The organism is Novosphingobium silvae (genome assembly GCF_009856825.1).
Taxonomy (GTDB): Bacteria; Pseudomonadota; Alphaproteobacteria; order Sphingomonadales; family Sphingomonadaceae; genus Novosphingobium; species Novosphingobium silvae.
Window position 1 is genome coordinate 144,655 of sequence record NZ_WVTD01000010.1, and the last position, 20,466, is coordinate 165,120.

Annotated in this window: 17 protein-coding genes; 4 read left to right on the forward strand and 13 right to left on the reverse strand. The window is 59.7% G+C overall.

The window, feature by feature from the left end; translation table 11 throughout:
* The first annotated feature begins 121 nt into the window (after positions 1-121).
* From GR702_RS14125 to GR702_RS14135, 3 genes are all read left to right on the forward strand, one after another.
* The gene (locus GR702_RS14125) at positions 122-754 is read left to right on the forward strand and encodes an outer membrane protein (RefSeq protein WP_160986533.1); all 633 of its coding nucleotides are present in this window, start codon (positions 122-124) and stop codon (positions 752-754) included.
* 212 nt (positions 755-966) lie between these two features.
* Positions 967-2,874, forward strand: a complete 1,908-nt coding sequence (locus GR702_RS14130; RefSeq protein WP_160986534.1) for a BCCT family transporter — start codon at positions 967-969, stop codon at positions 2,872-2,874.
* An 88-nt stretch (positions 2,875-2,962) separates the two neighbouring features.
* Complete coding sequence (locus GR702_RS14135) at positions 2,963-3,997, forward strand: LacI family DNA-binding transcriptional regulator (protein WP_160986535.1); 1,035 nt, start codon at positions 2,963-2,965, stop codon at positions 3,995-3,997.
* A gap of 87 nt (positions 3,998-4,084) precedes the next feature.
* Here the strand turns inward: GR702_RS14135 and GR702_RS14140 are convergent, their stop codons facing one another.
* A complete protein-coding gene (locus tag GR702_RS14140; protein WP_337192610.1) occupies positions 4,085-7,351 on the reverse strand; it encodes a glycoside hydrolase family 2 TIM barrel-domain containing protein in 3,267 nt (1,088 codons plus the stop codon).
* A gap of 515 nt (positions 7,352-7,866) precedes the next feature.
* Between GR702_RS14140 and GR702_RS14145 the strand changes: the two genes are divergently transcribed.
* Positions 7,867-10,710 carry a TonB-dependent receptor gene (locus tag GR702_RS14145; RefSeq protein WP_160986537.1) on the forward strand — a complete coding sequence of 948 codons (2,844 nt, stop codon included), beginning with the start codon at positions 7,867-7,869 and terminating at the stop codon, positions 10,708-10,710.
* Positions 10,711-11,411: 701 nt separating this feature from the next.
* On the opposite strand, the gene GR702_RS14150 is transcribed toward GR702_RS14145, so the two are convergent.
* From GR702_RS14150 to GR702_RS14205, 12 genes are all read right to left on the reverse strand, one after another.
* Positions 11,412-11,960, reverse strand: coding sequence for a hypothetical protein (locus GR702_RS14150; RefSeq protein WP_160986538.1), 549 nt, complete (start codon positions 11,958-11,960; stop codon positions 11,412-11,414).
* 318 nt (positions 11,961-12,278) lie between these two features.
* Entirely contained in the window at positions 12,279-12,494 is a 216-nt protein-coding gene (locus GR702_RS14155) for a hypothetical protein (RefSeq protein ID WP_160986539.1), read from the reverse strand.
* Positions 12,495-12,644: 150 nt separating this feature from the next.
* Complete coding sequence (locus tag GR702_RS14160) at positions 12,645-13,205, reverse strand: hypothetical protein (protein ID WP_160986540.1); 561 nt, start codon at positions 13,203-13,205, stop codon at positions 12,645-12,647.
* A 51-nt stretch (positions 13,206-13,256) separates the two neighbouring features.
* Positions 13,257-13,640 carry a hypothetical protein gene (locus GR702_RS14165; protein WP_160986541.1) on the reverse strand — a complete coding sequence of 128 codons (384 nt, stop codon included), beginning with the start codon at positions 13,638-13,640 and terminating at the stop codon, positions 13,257-13,259.
* A gap of 104 nt (positions 13,641-13,744) precedes the next feature.
* A complete protein-coding gene (locus tag GR702_RS14170) occupies positions 13,745-14,455 on the reverse strand; it encodes a hypothetical protein (RefSeq protein WP_160986542.1) in 711 nt (236 codons plus the stop codon).
* 289 nt (positions 14,456-14,744) lie between these two features.
* Positions 14,745-15,260, reverse strand: coding sequence for a hypothetical protein (locus tag GR702_RS14175; protein WP_160986543.1), 516 nt, complete (start codon positions 15,258-15,260; stop codon positions 14,745-14,747).
* Between the two features lie 8 nt (positions 15,261-15,268).
* Positions 15,269-15,748 (reverse strand): helix-turn-helix domain-containing protein, encoded by a 480-nt coding sequence (locus GR702_RS14180; protein WP_160986544.1) that lies wholly within the window; start codon positions 15,746-15,748, stop codon positions 15,269-15,271.
* A complete protein-coding gene (locus GR702_RS14185; protein ID WP_160986545.1) occupies positions 15,745-16,173 on the reverse strand; it encodes a hypothetical protein in 429 nt (142 codons plus the stop codon). Before GR702_RS14185 ends, GR702_RS14180 begins: the two co-directional genes overlap by 4 nt.
* A gap of 218 nt (positions 16,174-16,391) precedes the next feature.
* Positions 16,392-16,778, reverse strand: a complete 387-nt coding sequence (locus tag GR702_RS14190; protein WP_160986546.1) for a hypothetical protein — start codon at positions 16,776-16,778, stop codon at positions 16,392-16,394.
* 55 nt (positions 16,779-16,833) lie between these two features.
* Entirely contained in the window at positions 16,834-17,985 is a 1,152-nt protein-coding gene (locus GR702_RS14195) for a site-specific integrase (protein WP_160986547.1), read from the reverse strand.
* Positions 17,986-18,266: 281 nt separating this feature from the next.
* Positions 18,267-19,547 carry a VapE domain-containing protein gene (locus GR702_RS14200; protein ID WP_160986548.1) on the reverse strand — a complete coding sequence of 427 codons (1,281 nt, stop codon included), beginning with the start codon at positions 19,545-19,547 and terminating at the stop codon, positions 18,267-18,269.
* Positions 19,540-19,845 (reverse strand): hypothetical protein, encoded by a 306-nt coding sequence (locus GR702_RS14205; RefSeq protein ID WP_160986549.1) that lies wholly within the window; start codon positions 19,843-19,845, stop codon positions 19,540-19,542. The genes GR702_RS14200 and GR702_RS14205 overlap by 8 nt, the downstream gene beginning before the upstream one ends.
* Between the last annotated feature and the right edge of the window lie 621 nt (positions 19,846-20,466).

The window sequence follows — 20,466 nt, forward strand, 5'->3', positions numbered from 1 at the left end:
GCGATTGATGTTGCACGGATGTCACAGTTCAGTCACCATCTGCCCTCGTGAGGCACTTTGCCGGAAACTCCCCTGCGGTCGATGCCGTTTCCATGGCGAAATCTACCACAAAGGAAATACCATGAAACTGAGTGCTCTAACTCTCGCGGCGGTTGCTGCGGCAGGTATCGCTCAACCCGTTCTCGCGCAGGACGCCACCCCCACCGGCACCGAAGTCGCCGCCAACGGAACCGGCTTTCGCGGCATCCGCGTCGAGGGCAACATCGGCGGTGATCGCTTCCAGTCGCAGGGCAACCACAACGACAAATTCGGCTATGGCGGCACCGTCGGCTTCGACGGAACCATCGGCGAGCGGATCGTCATCGGCGCCGAGGGCAGCTTCTGGAAGCCGGGCAGCGGCAACGAGAACACCACCGCCCTCGCCGACGGCAACAGCATCGACCACAAGGCGTTCGAGGAATGGGGCGCTGCCGTGCGCGCCGGCTATCTCGTGACCCCGCAGTTCCTGGTGTTCGGCAAGGCCGGCTACGTCAACGGCGAGCAGCGCAAGCGCATCGAGGGCCCGGCCGGCAACACCCTGGTCTATGACCACTACCGTGCGGACGGCTATCAGGTCGGCGGCGGCGTCGAGTACACCGTGATGCCGCAGGGCGCGCTGCCGGTCTATGTGAACGCGCAGTACGTCTACTCGAACTATCACGGGAACACCGGCCGCCAGCGCGTGATGGCAGGCGTGGGCGTGCGCTTCAAGTAAGCGATGCGCCGTGCCTCGCGGGTTGGCGAGGCGGCCGGAACGAAAGGCCGGATCCTCGCTTGATGGCGCAGGGATCCGGCTTTTTTCGTTCTCTCCAATCACGGCGGAAGGGCCGCTGCGGACCGCGCCCCCGCATGGAGATGCCTCGACAGGAACACCCTGTCCCGTGGCGCGCTTTTGTAAAATCGCCCCGAACAAGCTAATGAGCCACAATGATCGAAAGCCGAATGAACCCGCGCGTCTTCTGGGGCGCCTCCGCTGTCATCGCTGCGATGCTTGGCGGCGCGCTGCTGGCTCCCGGTGCTTCGGACCTCATATTCAAGGCTGCGCAGGCCTGGGCGATCGGAACTTTCGGCTGGCTTTATATAGCAGCCGTCGTCGCCTTTCTCGTCATCGTCCTTGCCTTGGGTTTCGGTCCGGCTGGAAGGCTGCGGCTCGGCCCTGACGATGCCGAGCCCGACTTTCCCTACGTGTCGTGGCTCGCGATGCTTTTCGCCGCGGGGATGGGTATCGGCCTCATGTATTTCGCGGTGGCCGAGCCTATCCAGCACTACAGCGCGCCGCCGGAAGCGCAGCCCGGCACCATCGACGCGGCCCGCGAAGCCATGGCGATCACGTTCCATCACTATGGCGTCCATGCCTGGGCGATCTATGCGCTGGTAGGCTTGAGCCTTGCCTATTTCACCTACCGCAAGGGCCTGCCCCTGACGCTTCGCTCCGGACTGTTCCCGATCCTTGGCAAGCGCATCCGTGGCCCGATCGGCGATGCGATCGACATCTTCGCGGTCTGCGGCACGGTCTTTGGCGTCTCCACGTCGCTGGGGTTCGGCGTCTCGCAGATGACGGCGGGGCTCGCGTACAACTACGGCCTGCCGGACACCACCGCCATGAAGGTAGGGGTCATCGCGCTGGTAATGGGGGCTGCCACCCTCTCGGTGCTGAGCGGCGCCGACCGGGGCGTGCGGCGCCTGTCCGAGCTTAACCTGGTGCTGGCCGTGCTGCTCATGCTGTTCGTCCTTGCATGGGGGCCAACCCTGTTCCTCCTGCGGGCGCTGGTGCAGAACTTCGGTCTCTACCTCGATCATTTCTTCGAGCGCAGCTTCAAGCTCTATGCCTATGAGCCACGGGCATGGATGGCCGACTGGACCCTGTTCTACTGGGCATGGTGGATCGCCTGGTCGCCGTTCGTGGGCATGTTCATCGCCCGCATTTCCCGGGGGCGGACCATCCGCGAATTCGTGATCGGCGTCCTGTTCGTGCCGACCGGATTCACCTTTCTGTGGATGACGGTCTTCGGCAACACCGCGATCTTCCTCGATCTGGGTTCAGCCCATGGCGCCATCGCCGATGCCGTCCAGGCGAACCTCTCGACTGCGCTCTTCAAGTTCCTTGAATACCTGCCGGGCGCCGGCTTCACATCCACGCTGGCCATCGTTCTCGTCGGGGTTTTCTTCATAACCTCGGCCGATTCCGGCGCTCTGGTGATCGATACCCTTGCCTCCGGTGGTGCGGAGGAGACGCCCCGCTGGCAGAGGATGTACTGGTGCATCCTGCTTGGCCTGACCGCGACGCTCCTGCTGCTTGCCGGAGGGTTGGGAGCCCTTCAGACGGCGACCCTGCTGGCGGCGCTTCCCTTCTGTTTCGTCATGCTGATGCTCGCGTTCGGTCTGGTGCGGCAGACCCGGGCAGACGTGGAAGGCATCACCCTGAGCGACGAGACGGTCGATGTGACCGAGCGCCTGAAGCGGCTTTTCGTCCCTGCACGCAAGGCCCTGATCGCGCGCCAGCTTTCCGAACGCGGCGTGCCCGCGCTGCGTCAGGTCTGCGAGGCGATGCTGGCCGAGGGCTGGGCCGACAGCCACGTCGAAGTCGAGGAGCTGGAGGCAACCCTCACCATCCTGTTCAACTCCGAGGCCACGTTCACCTACAGGCTCGCTGCCAAGGCAAGGCCTCTCCCGGCCTATACCGCGCTGGAGGCCCCCGAAGGTCGGCGCAGTCTCACCTGGATGCTGACCGGGCAGGTCTCGGGCGAGAAATACCGGGATCTGACGGACTTCTCGGAAGAGCAGATCACGCACGACGTTCTCTCGCAGCTGGAGCGGTGGCGGCCGGCCCGCTGACCCGGAACTCTCCCCCGGGATCGGGATCGCCGCGCCCGCGCGAACGGCCAAGCTTGCGTGCCACGGCCCGGCTCGGCAAGAACGCGGTATGAAAAGGCAGCCAGACGCGCAGAACCACGGCGAGACAACGATAGATCACGTGGCCGCGGCCGCGGGAGTATCCGTGCGGACGGTCTCCCGCGTGCTTAACGGTTCGTCACTGGTGAAGCCTGCAACGCGCCTGCAGGTCGAGCAGGTCATCGCCAGCATGAACTTCTCGCCGAGTTCGCGGGCGCGCGGGCTGGCCCTTCGCCGCTCGTTCCTGATCGGGCTGATCCACAACGACCACAATGCGCTGGTGCTGGACTCGCTGCAGCGGGCGGTGATCTCCACCACCGTCAGCAGCGGCTACGAGCTGATAACGCATCCCGCTTCGCTGGGATCGCAGGACGCGGTGAACGAGTTGCTGGCCTTCGTCGAGCGTTCGAGAGTGGACGGCCTGATCGTGCTTCCGCCCGTCTCGGGCATCCCCGGACTGGCGAAGGCCCTGTCCGACGCGGGCGTTCGCGCCGTCGCGCTGTCTTCCGTGCCGATCGACGGCTTCAGCGATGTCGTTATCAGCAGGGAACGGGAAGCCGGAGCGCTTGTCGCGCGCTACCTCATGGACCTTGGGCACAAGCGCCTCGGTCTGGTGAACGGCCCGATGGAGGTGGCCTCCGCCAAGGAGCGGCGCGCAGGGTTCGTCGATGAAGCCTCGGCGCGCGGCGCGTCGGTTTTCGAAGCTGAGGGCGACTACGGCTTCGCCTCGGGCGTGGCGGGGGCAGCGCATCTTCTTTCGCTTGAGCGGCGGCCCACAGCCATATTCGCAGCGAACGATATCATGGCGGCGGGCGTGCTGAAGGTCGCCGCCAGCCTTGGCATCGCGATCCCTTCGGAGCTTTCGGTCATCGGTTTCGATGGCAGCATGATCACCCGGATGCTCACGCCTGCATTGACTTCGGTCTACCGCCCCTTCGGCGAAATGGCGCAAGGGGCGGCACGGCGCCTGATCGCCCTGATCGAAGGAAAGGAGCTTCCGCCCTTGCCCGAGGTCACGATGGAGGTGGTGCCGGCGGAATCGACGGCCATGACCGCCATGCCGTGACAAGAACAGGCTCCCGCCACCTAGGGCAGGAGCCTGCAGGTTGACGCTCAGGGAGGCTGAGCGCGGTGTCTACGCGCGGGCTTGCCCTTAATTCTCGAAGAACCCCCAGTCGTCCGCGCTGTCCCCATCGGAGGACCGGGATGCCGAAGGCGCTGGCGTGGGTGACCGCTCTGGAGTGGGTGACAGGCGCAGTTCGAAATGCGCGGGTTCGAGTTTGGTGCGGTATTGCGGCAGGGGACGGCCCAGGTCGCTCCACTGATCGTCTCCGCCGATGCCCCACTGCGTCGTGTCCACCAGCAAGGTGCCCGAAGGCCCCGGCGTTATGTCGGTCCACTTCCACGTGCCGGGCGAACGGCGGTAGAGCTTGGAATAGGCGAACGGAAGCGCGTTCATCATCAGGGGCCCGATCCCCTCGACATGCAGGCCATGCCCTGCGCCCGACAGCTCCATCCATCGCACATCGACCTTGTTGCCGGTTTCCTGCGGGCGGCTGTAGTCGTGAGGCTGGTCGGCAAGGGCGCCGCGCCAGATGCCGATGGGCGCGCCTACCTTGCGGTCGACATAGGTTTCGTGCGGCCCGCGTCCGTACCACTCGGCAGTGTCGAGATCGGCGGGAAGATCGAACATCAGCCCGACGCGATAGGGCGGGGGCAGGTCCTGCTTCACGGGTATGAAGTCCGCCGTCATCGAGACCGATCCGTCCCCGTTCATGCGGTACGTGGACCTGAACTTCGCCGCGCCGAGCGTCTCGCCTCGACCGAGCGTGAATTCCACCACGGCCGAGCGCCCGCCGTCCGCCTCCCTGCGCAGGTCGAGAGAAGTGACGCGGCGCTGTTCGCTGAGCTCCTTCCAGACGGCCAGCTTCTTCGCAGCGCCGGTGCCGATGGCGTTGTCCGTCTCGGCACGCCAGAAGTTGGGCGCGCCGCCCTGCAGAAGCAGGCGCCCGTCCCTGGTGTAGGATCGGATCAGCCCGGTGGCGCGATCGATCGAAAGCGTGGAACCTGCGGCCGCCAGCCGCACCGTGCCCGCGCTGTCCGCCACCGACACGGCTCCCGATCGGTCCACCGCCCCGGCAGCTGCCGCCGCCGCCTGCAGGGGGAACTGCTCCCAGGCCATGATCGTCCCGGCGGCGACGAGCGGGATCGTCCCTTCCCTCGCGCGCGCACGTACAGTGAGGATATACTCCGCGCCCGCCTTTCGGCCGGAAGCGGCAAGCGGAAGCGCCAGCGTCCCGCTGCCGCGCGCCGCGATCCCGGGTGCAGGAACCCGCCCGCCCGTCACCGGCCTGCCGTCCTCGAGCACCTGCCACTCGAAATCGTAGCCCGACAGGTCGAGGAAGTCCTGCCGGTTGTGCACCCTCACCGTGCCGCCTGCGGCATCGAAAGCGTCGAACTGGATGGGTTCGGAAACCTTGCGAAGATCGTAGAGCGCGGGATGCGGGGTACGATCCGCCTGGATGATGCCGTCCCCGAATTCGATGTCGCCGGTGGGATTAGGGCCATACGCGCCGCCATCCGCCCAGTAGCGGCGCCCGTCGCTCGTGTAGCCGTACATCGCCTGGTCCACCCAGTCCCAGATGAAGCCGCCCTGCAGCTTATGAGGATGGGCGTGGATGGTGTCCCAGTATTCCTTCAGGTTGCCGCCCGAATTGCCCATCATATGGGCGTATTCGCACTGGATCATCGGCTGGCGGTAGGACCAGTTCGCGGCGTAGTCGTCCATCTTGGCGGCGGGGTCGTACATCGGCGCGTAGATGTCCGCGTACCAGTTGGGCCGGTGGTCGCCCGGCCGCAGCGGCCCCCAGCCCAGATAGCTCAGCAGACGGCCGGGATCGCGGGCCTTCACCGCCTTGGCCGCATCCTCGAAGGTGGGGCCGATGCCCGCCTCGTTACCAAGCGACCAGAAGATGATGGAAGGGTGGTTCTTGTCGCGCTCCACCATGTTCATCACCCGCGACAGGTGCGCGTCGCGCCATGCAGGGTCGAAGCCCAACTGGTATCTGGCGCGCTGCTCCGCCACCCGGTTGCCGTACTCCATGTAGGCGTGGCTCTCGATGTTCGCCTCGTCCATCACATAGAGGCCGTAGCGGTCCGCAAGCTCGTAGAGGTAGGGATCGTTGGGGTAGTGCGCGGTTCGGATCGCGTTGATGTTGTTCCGCTTCATCAACTCGATGTCCCGCTCCATCGATTCCCGCGAGATCACGTGGAAGGTCTCGGGATCGTGCTCGTGACGGTTCACCCCGCGGATCGTCACCGGCTTGCCATTCACCGTGACGAGGCCGTTCTCGATCGCCACGGTGCGAAATCCGACCCGCGTGGGAGTGGACTGCAGCAGCTTGCCCGAGCCGTCCTCCAGCTCGATCAGTGCGGTGTAGAGGTTCGGGGTCTCGGCGCTCCACGCCCGCACCGCGGGCACCGTCCCTGTCAGGGCCACGCGGCGTTCCGAGCCCAATGCTGCCAGCGCCGCACTGCGCCGCAGCACGACCTTGTCGCCCTCCATCAGCGTCAGCACGACCCGCCCGCGCGGTCCCGGCGTCGCCTCCACGTCCACCGCGAGCGTTCCATCGGTGTGCGTGGCATCCAGACCGGCGCGGATGAAATGGTCCCGGATCCGCGATCCGGGCGCCGCCATCACGTAGACGTCGCGCTCGATGCCGGAGACGCGCCAGAAATCCTGGTCCTCCAGGTACGATCCGTCCGACCACCGGAAGATCTGGATCGCGACGGTGTTGGCGCCGGGCCGGACGTGATCCGTCACGTCGAACTCGGAAGGCAGCTTGCTGTCTTCCGAATACCCCACTTTCCGGCCGTTCACCCAGACGTAGTAGGCGGACCCGGCGGCTCCGATGTGCAGGATCACGTCCTCCCCGCTCCATCCCGCCGGCACCACGAAGTCGCGGCGATAGGAGCCGACCGGATTGGTCTCGTGCGGGATGAGCGGACGATCGGCCACGAAGGGGTATCGCCAGTTGTTGTAGCGCGCCTGGTCGTAGCCTTCGGCCTGCCAGTCGGCGGGAACCTTGATCGACGCCCATCCGGAAACATCGTAGCCGGGCTGCTCGAACCCGGTAGGCAGCTTGTCCGCACTGGGCGAGAACGAGAACTTCCACGGGCCGTTTAGCGACAGGAACCGCGCCGAACGCTCGGGCCGGTCCGCCATGGCGAGTTCCCGGCTTTCGAAGGGAAACGCGGTGGCCCTTGCCGGCAACTTGCCGATGGCGAAGACCGCCGGGTTCTCCCAATCGGGGCGCGAGGGATCGACCTGCACGGCCTGCACTTTCGGATCGTCCGCCGCAATTGCTCCGGACGGTGCGAGAATGCAGGCCGTCGTCAATAGCCACCCGAAACGCGACATCCTCATCCTCTTTCCGTAATCTTCCAACGTGCCACATCGCGGCATCGTGTTGCGGCACGAGACGAGCACGTAGCCGGTCCGCCAGCGCTCGCCCGGTGTCCGGTCTGCAGGTAAACGACCGAGCCGATTGCCTTCCACCGTGCGGCTGACGCGCGTGGACTGCCTGCCCCATGACAAGTCTATTGTCCGGGTATTTGCAGAGCGCAGCGAAGTCAATGCCTGAATGTCTAGCGCTGGCATAGTCGCCTGAATGCTGCTAGGAGGCGTTCGTGCAAGCCTATGTTCCACGCCCGAGCTGCGTTCCTCACGCAACACCATTCGCACGAGGCCTTCTTCCCTAAGCGCTAGCGCGTACATGGCGATGCTTCTCCGGTCACGCTCCCGACCAGCGTTTCGCCAAGTCCTGAAAATTTATGCCACCGCTGGCAAAACCATCTTGACGCGGAAATAAGTCTGACAAATAAGTACAGGAGCGGCGGGGAATACGCCGCCATCGAAAACGGGGGGGAGATTCCATGTGCCGCTTTGCGCTCTTGATTTCGGCTGCGCCACTTGCGCTGATTTCCACTAATGTACATGCTCAGAATACTACCGACATCTCTGCTCAACATCTTGATGCGGAAGGCGATCAGCCGTCGGTTACGGAAAGCGGATCGGGTCAGAGCGCTGTCGATCCGCGCGACATCGTGGTCACCGGCTATCGCGCCAGCCTGAGCACGGCTCAGGCGATCAAGCGCGATTCCGACGCCATTCTCGACTCGATCGTGGCGCAGGACATCGGCAAATTGCCTGACAACACTGCAGCGGAATCGCTGGCGCGCATCACCGGTGTTCAAGTCACCCGGTTTGGCGATGAAGTGAACGGCGTCCTGGTTCGCGGCCTGGGCGATATCGTCACCACCTTCAATGGCCGCGAAATCTTCACGGCTGAATTGCGCACCGTGCGCCTGCAGGATTTCCCCTCGGGATCCTTGTCCGGTCTGGAAGTATACAAGTCCGGCACCGCCGAGCTTATCGAGCCGGGCCTCGCCGGCCTCATCAACGTGCGCTCGCGCCGCGCCTTCGATTTCAAGGACGGAGTGACGGTCGCCGGCGGCATTCGCGGAACCTACAACGACCAGAGCGAGAAGTACGATCCGCAGGGGAACCTCATGGTCTCCTGGCGCAAGGACACCGGCATCGGTGAGATCAGCATTCTGGTGAACGGGTCCTACACCCAGTCGCAGTACCGCAACGCTGTCCGCTTCGGCAGCAGCACCATCACCACCCTTGGCACCACGCAGGTCGTCAACCCCGGCTCGGTCGGCCGCGATTTCCGCTATCCCGACCGCATCGGCGTCTTCAGCAACAGCGGCAAGCGCTGGCGCCCGTCCGCCAATGCCAGCCTGCAATGGAAGCCGGCGCCGAACTTCGAGGTCTATGCCGACTTCCTTTACCAGGGCTTCCGGCAGAATGCGGCAAATGATCTGTTCGAGGCATCGCTGCGAGCGATGAGCCCGACGCTCAACGACGTGGTGATGGTCGACGGGAAGCCGGATCAGGTACAGAGCTTTACGAAAGTGGGCGGCGAGCGATCCCAGATGTATCGCAGCACCGCCGACAGCTACACGAACACCTTCCAGTACGCCGGCGGCTTCAAATGGGACGTCGGCCGCGCCAGGATCACCAGCGATCTCGCCTTCACCAAAAGCGAATTCGGGCGCGACGAATGGAGCTTCGACACCGCCAACACCAGCGCGCCCACGATCGATGTGGAGTTCTTCAACGACGGCGGCGTGGCCTTCGACCTGCCCGGCTTCGATGCCAACGATCCGGCCAATTACAAGTGGCGAGGCTTCTTCGAGCTGACCAACCGGGTGAAGGGCCAGGGATGGCAGTGGCGCACCGACGTCGATCTGGAAACGGACGTCTCCTTCCTGCCCAAGATCCAGGTCGGCTTGCGCTGGTCCGACCGGAATGCCTCGTTGCAGCAGGGAAGCCGTTACGCGGGAACCGAGCGGCTGAACATCGCGCTCGACAGCCTTCCCATCGGTGAGCTGAACCTCATCCCCGATGCGTTCCGCACCAATGTCCAGGGCTTCCGCCAGTGGTTGATGCCCTCGCGCGCCGGGATCGTCGGCGGAGCGCCCGAACTTCGTGAGCTTGCCCTGCAAAGCCTGCAGCAGCTTGCCGTCCGTTTCCCCACCGAAGCCGGGCTTCGCGACGCGATCCGCCTGTTCTCCACCCCGGAAGTGCAACTCGACCCATACACGGGTTTCGCCGCGAAGGAGGCGACCTACACCGCCTATGGACAGGCCAAGTACGAATTGCCCATCGGCAGTTGGGAGATCGACGGCCTCGTCGGACTTCGCGTCGTGAATACCGTCGGCGAGTACAGCGGCATTTCGAGCGTGACCTTCGACGGCGTGCGGCAGCCCGAGCCGCGCGTGACAAATGCGAACTACGTCGACCTGCTGCCGAACTTCAGCATGCGGATCCGGCCGACCAACCGGCTGCAGCTGCGGTTCGCCTACACCAAGACGCGTACGCGCCCGGAGTTCGGCCGCCTCAATCCCGCTATCACGATCACCCAGAACAATGCGGCGCCGACCCCGGACGCGCCACCGGACCCGCGTTTCCCCGCCGACCTGCAGGGCCGGCCCGATGCCTTCGGCAGCGGCGGCAATCCGAACCTGCGGCCCCTCACATCCACCAACTATGACGCAACCGCAGAGTACTACTTCTCCCGGACAGCCTCCATCACGGCAGGGTTCTTCTACCGTGACCTCGACGGCTTCATCAATACCTACGCCCGGCGCGTGCGCGATCCGCTCTATGGCCTTCTCGAGATCACGATCCCCGAGAACGCGGGCAAGGGGCGCATCAAGGGCTTCGAACTGGGCGGCCAGACGTTCCTCGATTTCCTGCCGGGCCTGCTGAGCGGCTTTGGCGTGCAGGCGAACGTCACCTACCTCGACGGCAAGAACCGCTACCCCGCAGCCTTCCTCAACTCAGCCGTGCAAGATCCTCCGTTCGTAAAGATCCCGTTCCTCTCGAAGTGGACCTACAACGCCGCCCTGTTCTACGAAAAAGGAAAGATATCCACCCGCCTTTCGTACAACCACAGGTCGCCGCATCTGATCAGCAACCTGTTCGATGCCAATGGCGTCTACAACGGCGAGGCGGTGCGCAGCATTTCCCGGCTCGACTACTCGTTCAACATCAATCCCATTCCGCAGGTCACGCTCACCTTCGATGCCACGAACCTGCTGGCCCAGCCGTTCCAGAACTACTGGCAGTACGGCGATGACCGCCGGTATCCTCGCGACGTTCGCGACGAAGGCAGGTACTTCGGACTGGGCGCGCGCTTCCGCTTCTGAGGCCAAGGCGCGTGGCGACCTGCCGCCACGCGCCTGGCGACTCACAAAAAACGAACGGACGCAAAACCACCTTGGCTGCAGATCGAAGCGCGGTGCAGGACGGCGCCATGGTGGTGATGCAGACACGCAAGGCAGGCGCTGCATGAAAGACCATGCATCATGCGAGCGGAGCCATGGTATCACGCCCCGCCGCCTTCCCGCGATCAAGGCCAGCCGGGCGAGAATGGAACGCCTCCACTCACCCCAGCATCGACCCAAGCTGGAAAGCCCTCCCCGTGGGAAACCGCCGATGTCCTGGTGGAAGTGCCTTGAGGAAGGTGGTGCCGCTTACGTGACTCGAACACGTGACCCCATCATTACGAACACGAGCGATAGAGCGGCAGAAATCGAGGGTTTCCGAGGCTTCTGATGCCGGAAATCGCCCAGCCTTCCGGGTCGCCCAAGCGATACCCAGATTGTGCCGAAATCCGATCTGGGCGTCTTCCTAGCGAAAGCACTTTGGCTCGGTGGAATCTTGAATTTCAACCCGGTCAGAACCCGGATCATTTATAGGGACGGCATAGGTGGTCGAGGGCCGACCGGATTTGCCTTATGAGGGCGATCATTACATTCTAGCACCCCAGTGGTCAGCGAAAGCCATTCCATCGTTGATGTGCGAAGGCAAGTAGCTGCAAAGGTTTGAAAGAGATATAGGTTAGCGCCTAGCGCGGCTGATCGGTGCAATCAGACATCGCGTCCATGAAGATTTGTTTGCATGCCTGCCAAGCACCTTCCTTTGTGTCAGCTACGCAGCTTTCAAATGAGGGCTGTAGCTTCGCTTTGCACGTCGCGTAAGCATCTGATGGGCTGAACTGATCGTCTAAGCGACTCTCAGTCGGTGCACTACCGCCGCTGTTCCAAATCAGGGGGATGTCCGGTCCAAGAATGAAGAGGGCAACAAGGGCAAGCCCGACAAGAATAGCAACCTTATAGGATCGCTCTTTCGCCTGACGTGCTTCAAACATCGTGCTGTGGCGTTCGAAGGCCTCACGTTCTTGTGCTCTTTTGAACACCTCCGCATGGACTTCTTTGTAGAAGAAATCTGACATCGCATTCGATGTGTAATGGAACCTCTCACCAGCCTGCCGCTGCGCATCATTAGCGTCAACGCCTTGCCCATCGAGTTCCAGAAGAAAACGTTTCAGTTCCGTTCGGTCGCGTTCAAGAATCTTGCTTCGATTCTTAATCCTCGGCTTTACAGGCTCATCCATCACTTTCTTCCCCTTATTTGTACGGGGTTAAGCGTCTGGATGAGCCGGATCAATGGGGTAGTGAGCTGGCCTAGCCTTGGTATTGAGGGCATAAACCTTGGCCTCCAGCATCAATCAAGGCGGAAGCTATTGAAACCATTGATGCCGTAGAGCCCGTCTCCGCCCAAGCTGCCCTTGGGTGCGACTGCCATAGCGATCGGCGCTGTAGCATCGGGGAAATCGCAAAAATAATAAGGAAAAACCCAGGCCTGCACCTGGCAAATCAGGGGCGGTAGAGGGTCAGGCTCGGGTAGCGGTCCGGGCACAATCACATCTGCCTCACCCGTTATTTTTTGTCTGTGCCTCATGGGCTCGCGCCAAAGCATTCGACAGGTAGTTTTTAGCGTCAATCAGGGCTGCGTCAATTTTGCTGTAGTGCTCTTGAAGCGGCTCAATAACGCTGGTGGGAAGGTTCGAATCTGACAGATTACGAAGTTCTTCGAGGTTATCAGCAATCTGCTTTTCAAGTTCAGCGAGCAGGGGATGGATTGACACGTGGACTCCGTATTTGTGATATATTAATCAACAATTTAAAAAAGAATCCTTTACTCAGCGCGCCTAAAAATGCAACCCACGATCGCGTGATAAATGCCGTCATCCGAAGTCGTAAAGACAGATGTGGACGAGCCTTGGCAGCTTTGCCGGTTACCCTGATACGCAATCAGCAAGCTTCTCAAAGGCAATATGCCCTTCATCGTTCACGGCAATCGTCTGAACAACCGCGCTATTCGCATTCCTGATGGTCACGGTCAGGGCATTCGACAGCAGATGGGCAAGCCTCCGCCCCTCCTCATTGGGCATTATCCAAATGTACGTGTGGCCACCACGTTCAGGGAAGGGGAGCGCCACAACGTCAGAAGATAAATCGTTTGTCGTGTAATCTCGCATGAGTATGCGCATGCTCAAGGAATTTGTTTCGTCAATTGGAGCGATGGGCGACGCAAACGATAGGGACGTCATCTGCATTGTACCCATGAACATCGTGATTATCGCTGGCTGGTTTTTGATGCCAAGCATGGCGCTGTAAGAAGAACTTTTGGTGTATACGGAGCAGCTTATTCCGCCGCCAACGTCTTTCTCCTCAGAAATATGTTCACGCCCAACAGCCCAACTATTTCCAATCCAAAAGGGCTCGCCATCCTGAGCCACCGCAGGTGTGACAACCCCGAGAAAAAAGACAATGAATAAGCCCCAAAGTTTACGCACGAAATTTCTCTCAGCAATTACAACCAAATGATTTTACGTTATTCTGAGACATTATCGACCACTTCGCTTGAAGCGAAGGTACGTCGACAGAACCGCAGTAGGAATATCCATAGACGGGTTGCGGGCGCAATATAGCTTAATTTCTCCAAAAACCCCATTAGCGCTGGTAGTCGCTCCAACGTCTACGCCAGGCAATGAATTAAATGAGTTAGCAGCATTAAATCCACTCCAATAGCCTAGAACGTACTGCCTTATTTGGTTGCTGTCATTGACATTACCTTCCGTCAAATCAGCACAGACAAATCTTTGCCCATTTTTCAAAGGGCTATAAACTATAGGGTCTTCAGCGATTACAGGCGCAGCCAACAAACCCGCCAGAAGTGCTAAATATTTTAACATATTTTTCCCAAGATAAATGCAGGCGCTCAGTGGCACCCGCGCATTACCAGCCCGCTACATGAGATTTCCTAAATATTTTATTGTAACGGCTTCATCGACCAAATTCATGTGTGCTCGCTGCCAACAAAAGAGCGAGGGGATCAATGCCGTGTGATATCCGGCAAAACCGTGTCGGATTCCGCCTGGATAACCCGAGCCCATAGTTCATTCTTCGTGAAAAGCTTCTCTGTCGGATAGGGCTTCCCGTGGCGGGTTTCGTCCAGCAACCCCAGCCAGCACAGGGGGCACAGGATGTGGATGTAGGCCATTGCGTACGCCCAATGGTCTTCCGGTCCAGCCCCGAACAGCACCTCTGCGAAACGCTCGTAGGTCAAGCCAGTATGGGCCTCGACGTTGATGACGTTGAGGAATAGCAGCCAATCACCGGCGAGTTCGTCACCATACCGCGTGTATCGGGAGTGATCGAGGACGAACAGGATATGATGGGCCAAGGCGATCCAGAGGTTGCCGGGATGCTGTAGCAGATCCTTGCCGGTCTTCGTGATGTGCAGGAAGCCCTTGCGATGCCGAGCCAGCTTGGCGCTTACCAGCAGGTCATGCAGGACCACAAGCGGCGGGAAGTCATGTTCGTTCAGCACCTTGTTGACCCCGTAAAGGTCATCGGCGGTGTAACACGGCCAGTCGAACGTTTCGGCAGCCCACGTCACGAAATACCGCTTCAACGCCTTGCTCTGCGTCAGACCGATAGGACCATGTTCGACAATATAGCCGAGGGTCAGCAAGGCACCCCGTAGCAGGGGTGATTGGGCAAGGGCCGGGTCTTCATGTGGTGGGGCGACGAATTCGATCATACGCCATGCTTACTGCAATCGAAGGCTGCACTGGGCAAGATGTGAGCGGCTTGTAAGGCGCCAAGGCGCATCTGATAGCACGATCGCTGGTGCGTTGAGGGCATAACACTTGGGCGAGAGCATCAATCAAGGCGGAAGCTATCGAAACAGTTGATGCCGTAGAGCACGTCGCCATCCGAGGTGCCTATGGGTCAACTCGCATAGCAATCTACGCTGTAGCATCAGGGAAATCGCAAAATTGATAAGAGGAACCCCGGATCTGCGCGTGACAAATCCGGGGCGGATCAATTCAGTCTTCGTTAGAATCGTCCTTCAAGGATCGACTTTTGATATCATTAGGGGAGTTCACCCATCGAGGGCCATCCGAAATGACGGGAAGCGGAGGAAGAATAATACCACTTTGCTGAGTCAAGGTGGCGAAGATTGCCCGAAAATAGGGGTAAGCCGCAAAACGCCCCACTCTTTTAAGGAAATGATATGCGGCAGTATCATCGCAAAGGTCAGACAAACGGTAGCTGCACATATAGCGCGTGGTGACATTGAGCAGCTTCCGTCGCCCTTCAACACACGAAGCACTATAAGAGAAAATACCCGTCAGCGTCCCTTTCTCATTATCACAAGTCCAATCTTCCAATTGCTCAGTGATATTAAAATCCCACTTTCGCTCCGCAATCTCGATGGCTTCTGGTTTGAGATCAAATTTGGTCCCAACCAGTCGAATATCACGAAGGGTAGCGTGCGAGACGACGCTATTATATTTTTCCGGATCGACCTTTGCGATCGATGTATTTTTGGTATTGGTCATGACACCTCTCAGGCAGCCAATGCCAACTCATGACATGGCGGATCATACGCAGCGAACGCTTCGGCTTTACCCGATTTTTTCCGCCCACGACCTCGCGGCTTAAGGTCGACGATTGCTCCCCAAGCATCCGAAGTCAGGGGCATTTTCGACTGTTCATGGGCGACGGCGTTACGCTCGACCACCTGCACATCATCCGCCACCGCATGCTGATGAGCCTCATCGTCGAGGGTGAGGATTGCCGAAGCATCAAGCACCTTCAAAACACGTGCCACAGTTCGCAAGGTCAAATTGCGGGCGGAGCAGCCCAACATTTGGCTGATATAAGATTCGCCCACGCCGAGCCGCTCAGCCAGCTGTTTCTGGCTCAGCTTTCGAGCTTTCAGCACACGTTGAATAAGCATCTGCGCATGAAGGATCAATTCCTCCTCAGCAACCAAAAGCTCATACTTGTCACCACCAAGCATGATTTTTGCGCTATTTTTGCTCATTTCTTTGGCCTATTCTTCTCTGGATATACTAGGTTGTATGCCGCTTTGCCAGCGGCATTAAGGATGTCTGGATCGGCTCTCGTCCTCTTCTTCGCGAGGTCGGCACCCGTAACCAAGAACATAGGCTTGCCGTCCACCTCAACCGTCGTTCCGTAAAAGCGGACCTGCCAGCCTTTGAACTCGTCGATGCGGACGCCTTTGCCACCTTTTTCGTAACGGTCCTGAAACTTGAACTTCGATTCGGGAAGGTCGGAAGGTCCAAACCGGCACCACATCTTCATGATAGCTTCGATCTGCGCCTTACCTTTTTCAGGAGCCTTTCCGAATGATTTCCACAATTTATCATCAAACGCCACAGAGCCATGCTTACCTGCTGGCCCACCCTCTACCGGGAAACGAATGGTGTAACCTTCAGGCTTCAACATAAACTCAGACCGTTGATTCGAGTTTACATATAAGTGAAGTTTCTTCTGCGTCGAGGGTTCCTAAGAAATTTCTAACGCCCGCCTCCATCGCCAATGTCCATGACGGTGATACCATCCGCACCTGCGATGGCGAACGCACCCGGATTTCCAACATCGAAGCGCAAAAATAATAAGCAAAAAGCCCCAGACCTGCGCATGGCAAATCCGGGGCGATAGGGTCAGGTGCGGGCGACGTTCCAAACGGGTTTCCTCTTTCCGAGGAGTGCTGCCTTCAAGCGTTGTGCAGCCCAGCCCGCTTTATAGTCGGTGCCGGTAACGATCACATCGACCTCAAGGGTTTCCCGGTGCTCAAAGATCTTCTGGCCTGCGTAATGCGTCCGTCCGCTGTCGCCGGGGCGGATGAAATCGAACAGGCGCTTCCATAGACCACCCTTGGCGTACTCTCGGGCACAGCCGATGTAGACGACCTCGTTCTTTCGGCGGAAGCGGAACACCCCGACTACTCCTTTCAACTCGTCGGGACGCCGCGATAGGCCACCTTCAAGCGTCTGCCATTGTTGATTCCATTCTGCAGGGGTCATCCCCTCAATAAGCGGCTGCGTCATATCAATTCCTTCGATGTAGGGGATGGCCCTCCCCGCAAGGAGAGGGCGCAAAAGTTTAGGTAAGCTGCATCTTGGCGGCACCGGCCTCCACCGCAGAAAGTAAAGTTGAGTTACTTAAATGGCTATATCTCTGGGTAGTATCGGGACTACTATGACCTAATACTTTACCTACAGCGTATAAATCTACGCCATTATTAACCATGAAGCTAGCAGCGCTATGCCTGAGATCATGTATTCTTACGTCCGGCAGGCCAGCCTTTTCGCGTGCAGTGTCCCACGGCCTTTTAAGGTCCGTGAAGGGCTTACGGGTCAAAGGGCTCGGTACCAGCCAGTCGCACTTGTCCCAGCGAGGTAGGCTTCTGATGACTTCGACTGCTGCGTTGGCGAGCGGGACATGACGGGGTTTCCCATTCTTTGTCTGGGGCAGATAGAGCGTGCGCCGATCAAGATCGACGTTGGACCATCGAGCCGTGAGAATTTCCGTTTTGCGCGCTCCGGTCAGCAATAATAACTGAACGATAGCAGCGAGCTGGGTGTTGGCCGATTCCTTGCACGCAGCCACGAGACGTTCGGCCTCCTCTGCCGTCAGATAGCGTTCTTTCTTATTGTTGTACCTTGTCCTTGGCACCGCCCTGACTGGATTGACCTGAGCGCCGGGGATACCCCACTTGGCTGCCAGTTCGAACGATCGGTTCAAAGTCACGCGGACCTTGTCGATACTCGCTGGGGCAAGGGTCTTGCGCAATCCCGCCAGCCAAGTGGCGATAGCCTGAGACTTTATCTCATCGAGCCGCATTGTTCCCCATTTGGGCAGCAAGTGACAGCGGATGACCCGTTCGGTGTTGTGGGGCGTTTTCTGGTACGTCTCGTTGTGGGCGATATGCTGCCGGGCAAGTTCGGCATAGGTTGGGATTGCCTTCTTCTCGGCTTTCTTCGCTGCAGGGTCACCGCCGAGCACAACCTCGGAGCGCCACCGCTGGGCAACGCGCCGGGCCTGATCGAAGGTGATGTCACCGTACATGCCGATAGTTCGCTGGGCCTGTTTCCCGTACTCGTTGGTGTATCGAAGCACGAAAGCCTTGGAGCCACTGGCCCTGCATTCCAGCACGAAGCCGGATATCGACGTGTCCCAGTAGTCGGTGCGCTTCTTACCCTCCTGGCAGCGCGCGGTGAGACATAAGGCAGCATCTAGCTTTGCCTTTGGCATCTGTGTGTATCCTTGTGGAAATGTTGTTCATGAAGGAACCGCTGGGCACCGCAGAGCAGGCGCAAGGGTGCAGCACCGGAAGCCAGGTTTTGGCGACCAGTGGGCGTACAGCGGCAAATTTTGGATAGTTTCAGGGGCGGAGGAGGCCCCCGGTTCTCGGGCAGTCAGCGAGGTGGGGGAGGGGGCAGCATCACTCAAAGACTCAATTCGTGGCGAGCTGCCAGGAATTGCTTCCCTTTATAATTTTATTTCCCTCCCCCTGCCCCCACTAAACCGGAAGGTTAGAACTCATGCTCCGGGTCGATAACGGCTGTTCCCATAGGCTGCATGGCCTTCAGGGGTTGCCCGTCAGTCAATCGAACCAGTTTCCACTTGTCCTTCCCGTTCACCCGCTTCGGAGGTCCGAAGAGCTCCCGCAGGGTCGCTCCGGCCTCTTTGGCCTGAGGGTTGCTGGGATTGGTGGTCCCCATGGCCGTCAGGAGTTCGGTGGCTGTCATGTAGGTGCCGACCGAACCGCCGCTGGCCTCGATGTTGAGGAAGTCCTTAATCCGCTCGGCGATGGCGCTGACAGCCCGATGCTTCAGGTTGTAGGCGGCTAGCGCCTGATCTTCTGCCTGCGTCAGCCACCATTGCTCGCCACGCTTCACGTCCAGGCTCGTCTGAGCGAAGACCTGCTGCATATCGATGGTGTGACGGAAATCGAGGCTTTCCACGGCAAGCGTCCAGAACCTGCTGTTTCCGGTAGGGTCCACGAGGAACGCGGAATCGTTGACGGTTGCAGCAAAGACGGTCCGGCGATCATACTCGACCTCGGACTTGCCGTAGGGCAGCCGGAACTTGTCGCAGTCGTTCGTGATAAAGCCCTTCAATCGGGCGATATCCTTCCTGAATGCGCCGTCGAGTTCACCGACTTCCACTATCCAGTGGCTGACGGCGAGCTTGGTTGAATCCTTACTCGCACCATCCATAAAATGGTCACGTTTCACAACGTCTTCAGCCAGCTTTTGATCGCTGACCAACCGACTAATCCACGTGGTCTTGCCGATACCCTGAGGCCCTTGAAGCGTAAGCACCCCTCGCGAGGAAAAGCGCCTGCCTTCCAGGATCGCTGCCGCCGTGGCGCTCAAGAGCCAGCGGTAGAACAGAGCCCTGCCCAGAAAGGCGGGATAGTCATCCGCCAAGGTGATGGTCTGGAACAGCTCATCGAGACGGTCGATGCCGTCCCACGGTCTGCTGTCGATCCAGTCCTTCACCCGATTCAGCGGACGCTCCATGGCGATCTGGTCGATGAAGGCATCAAGGTATTGCGATTGCATCCCATGCTGCGCCGCAAGGCTGACGATTTCAAGATGGCTGATCGACACCCCGTTTCGCAGGGCGACGACCTTCTTCTTGATCACATCGAACCCTACGGACAGATTGCTGTGATCGAGCAGATAGCGGATGTTCTCAAGTGTCACCCTGAGCTTGCCGCGTTCTCCCCGATGCGGGAATCTGGCGAAGTCGAGAGTTGCATTTCTGCTTCCCCCACCCCCCACCTGAATGTCCTTGGCGTCAGGCATTGCTACCCTCCACCAGAACGATCCTGTTGCCGATAGCGCGGTTCCAAAGGAGCGCTTTTGAGCCATACGGCCCGTGCGCCTTCACGACCTTTGCTACACGGGCGGCCAAAAGAGGCCCGCCATGCTGCTCGGCAAATTTCACAACGGCGTAGACCTTATCGGTCCCTTCGCTGACTAGGTTGGTGACGAGGCACGCAAGCTGGTCATCCGTAAGGAGCCGAAGCTTGAACGCAACCTCTTCGATTGCATCGAGGATCGCATCCACGACGCAGGTGTTTTTCGTGACGTTGTCTGTCATCTCGTTATTTTCCAAAGGGCGCTAAGCCCCGGAATCAGGGTTAATTCATTGGGGCCTAACGATGTCAAAGAACCGGGAGGAGTGACCCTACCGTTGGCAGATCTGGGCTCCGCCATGGCCTGCGGATGGCGTTCAATGGCCAGCCGCGCAGCCTTCATCGCCTGCGAAACACCGGGAGGCAATCGGTAAGTTGCTGTATTATAAGCAATTTAAATCAAACCTGGAATGCTCAACGCCAAAGTCCTTTTCATCCTTGAGTATTCCATGGTGGAATTTTATTGGACGACGGTCGCTGCAGATTCTGAAGGTTGGTTTTGATGCCCAAGCACGATGACCTGTCGCTCGCTTGGTTGAGAGCCTTCGTTGCGGTTGTTGATTTCGGAAATGAAGAGGCTGCTGCGAACTTCCTTGGGATCACCCAAGGGGCTGTGAACAAGAGGCATCGGGCGTTGGACGGGTGCTTTGGCAACCTCCGCCTTCTCGACGGACGCCCCCTAACAGCCCGCTGCCGAAGTCGATTTTTCGGGACGGCGCTCAGCCCGGCCCCGCAGACATGATGATCAGCAGCACGCCGGCTTCGGCTGCGACTTGGCCGACGAGGGCGAAGATCAGCGCGTTTTC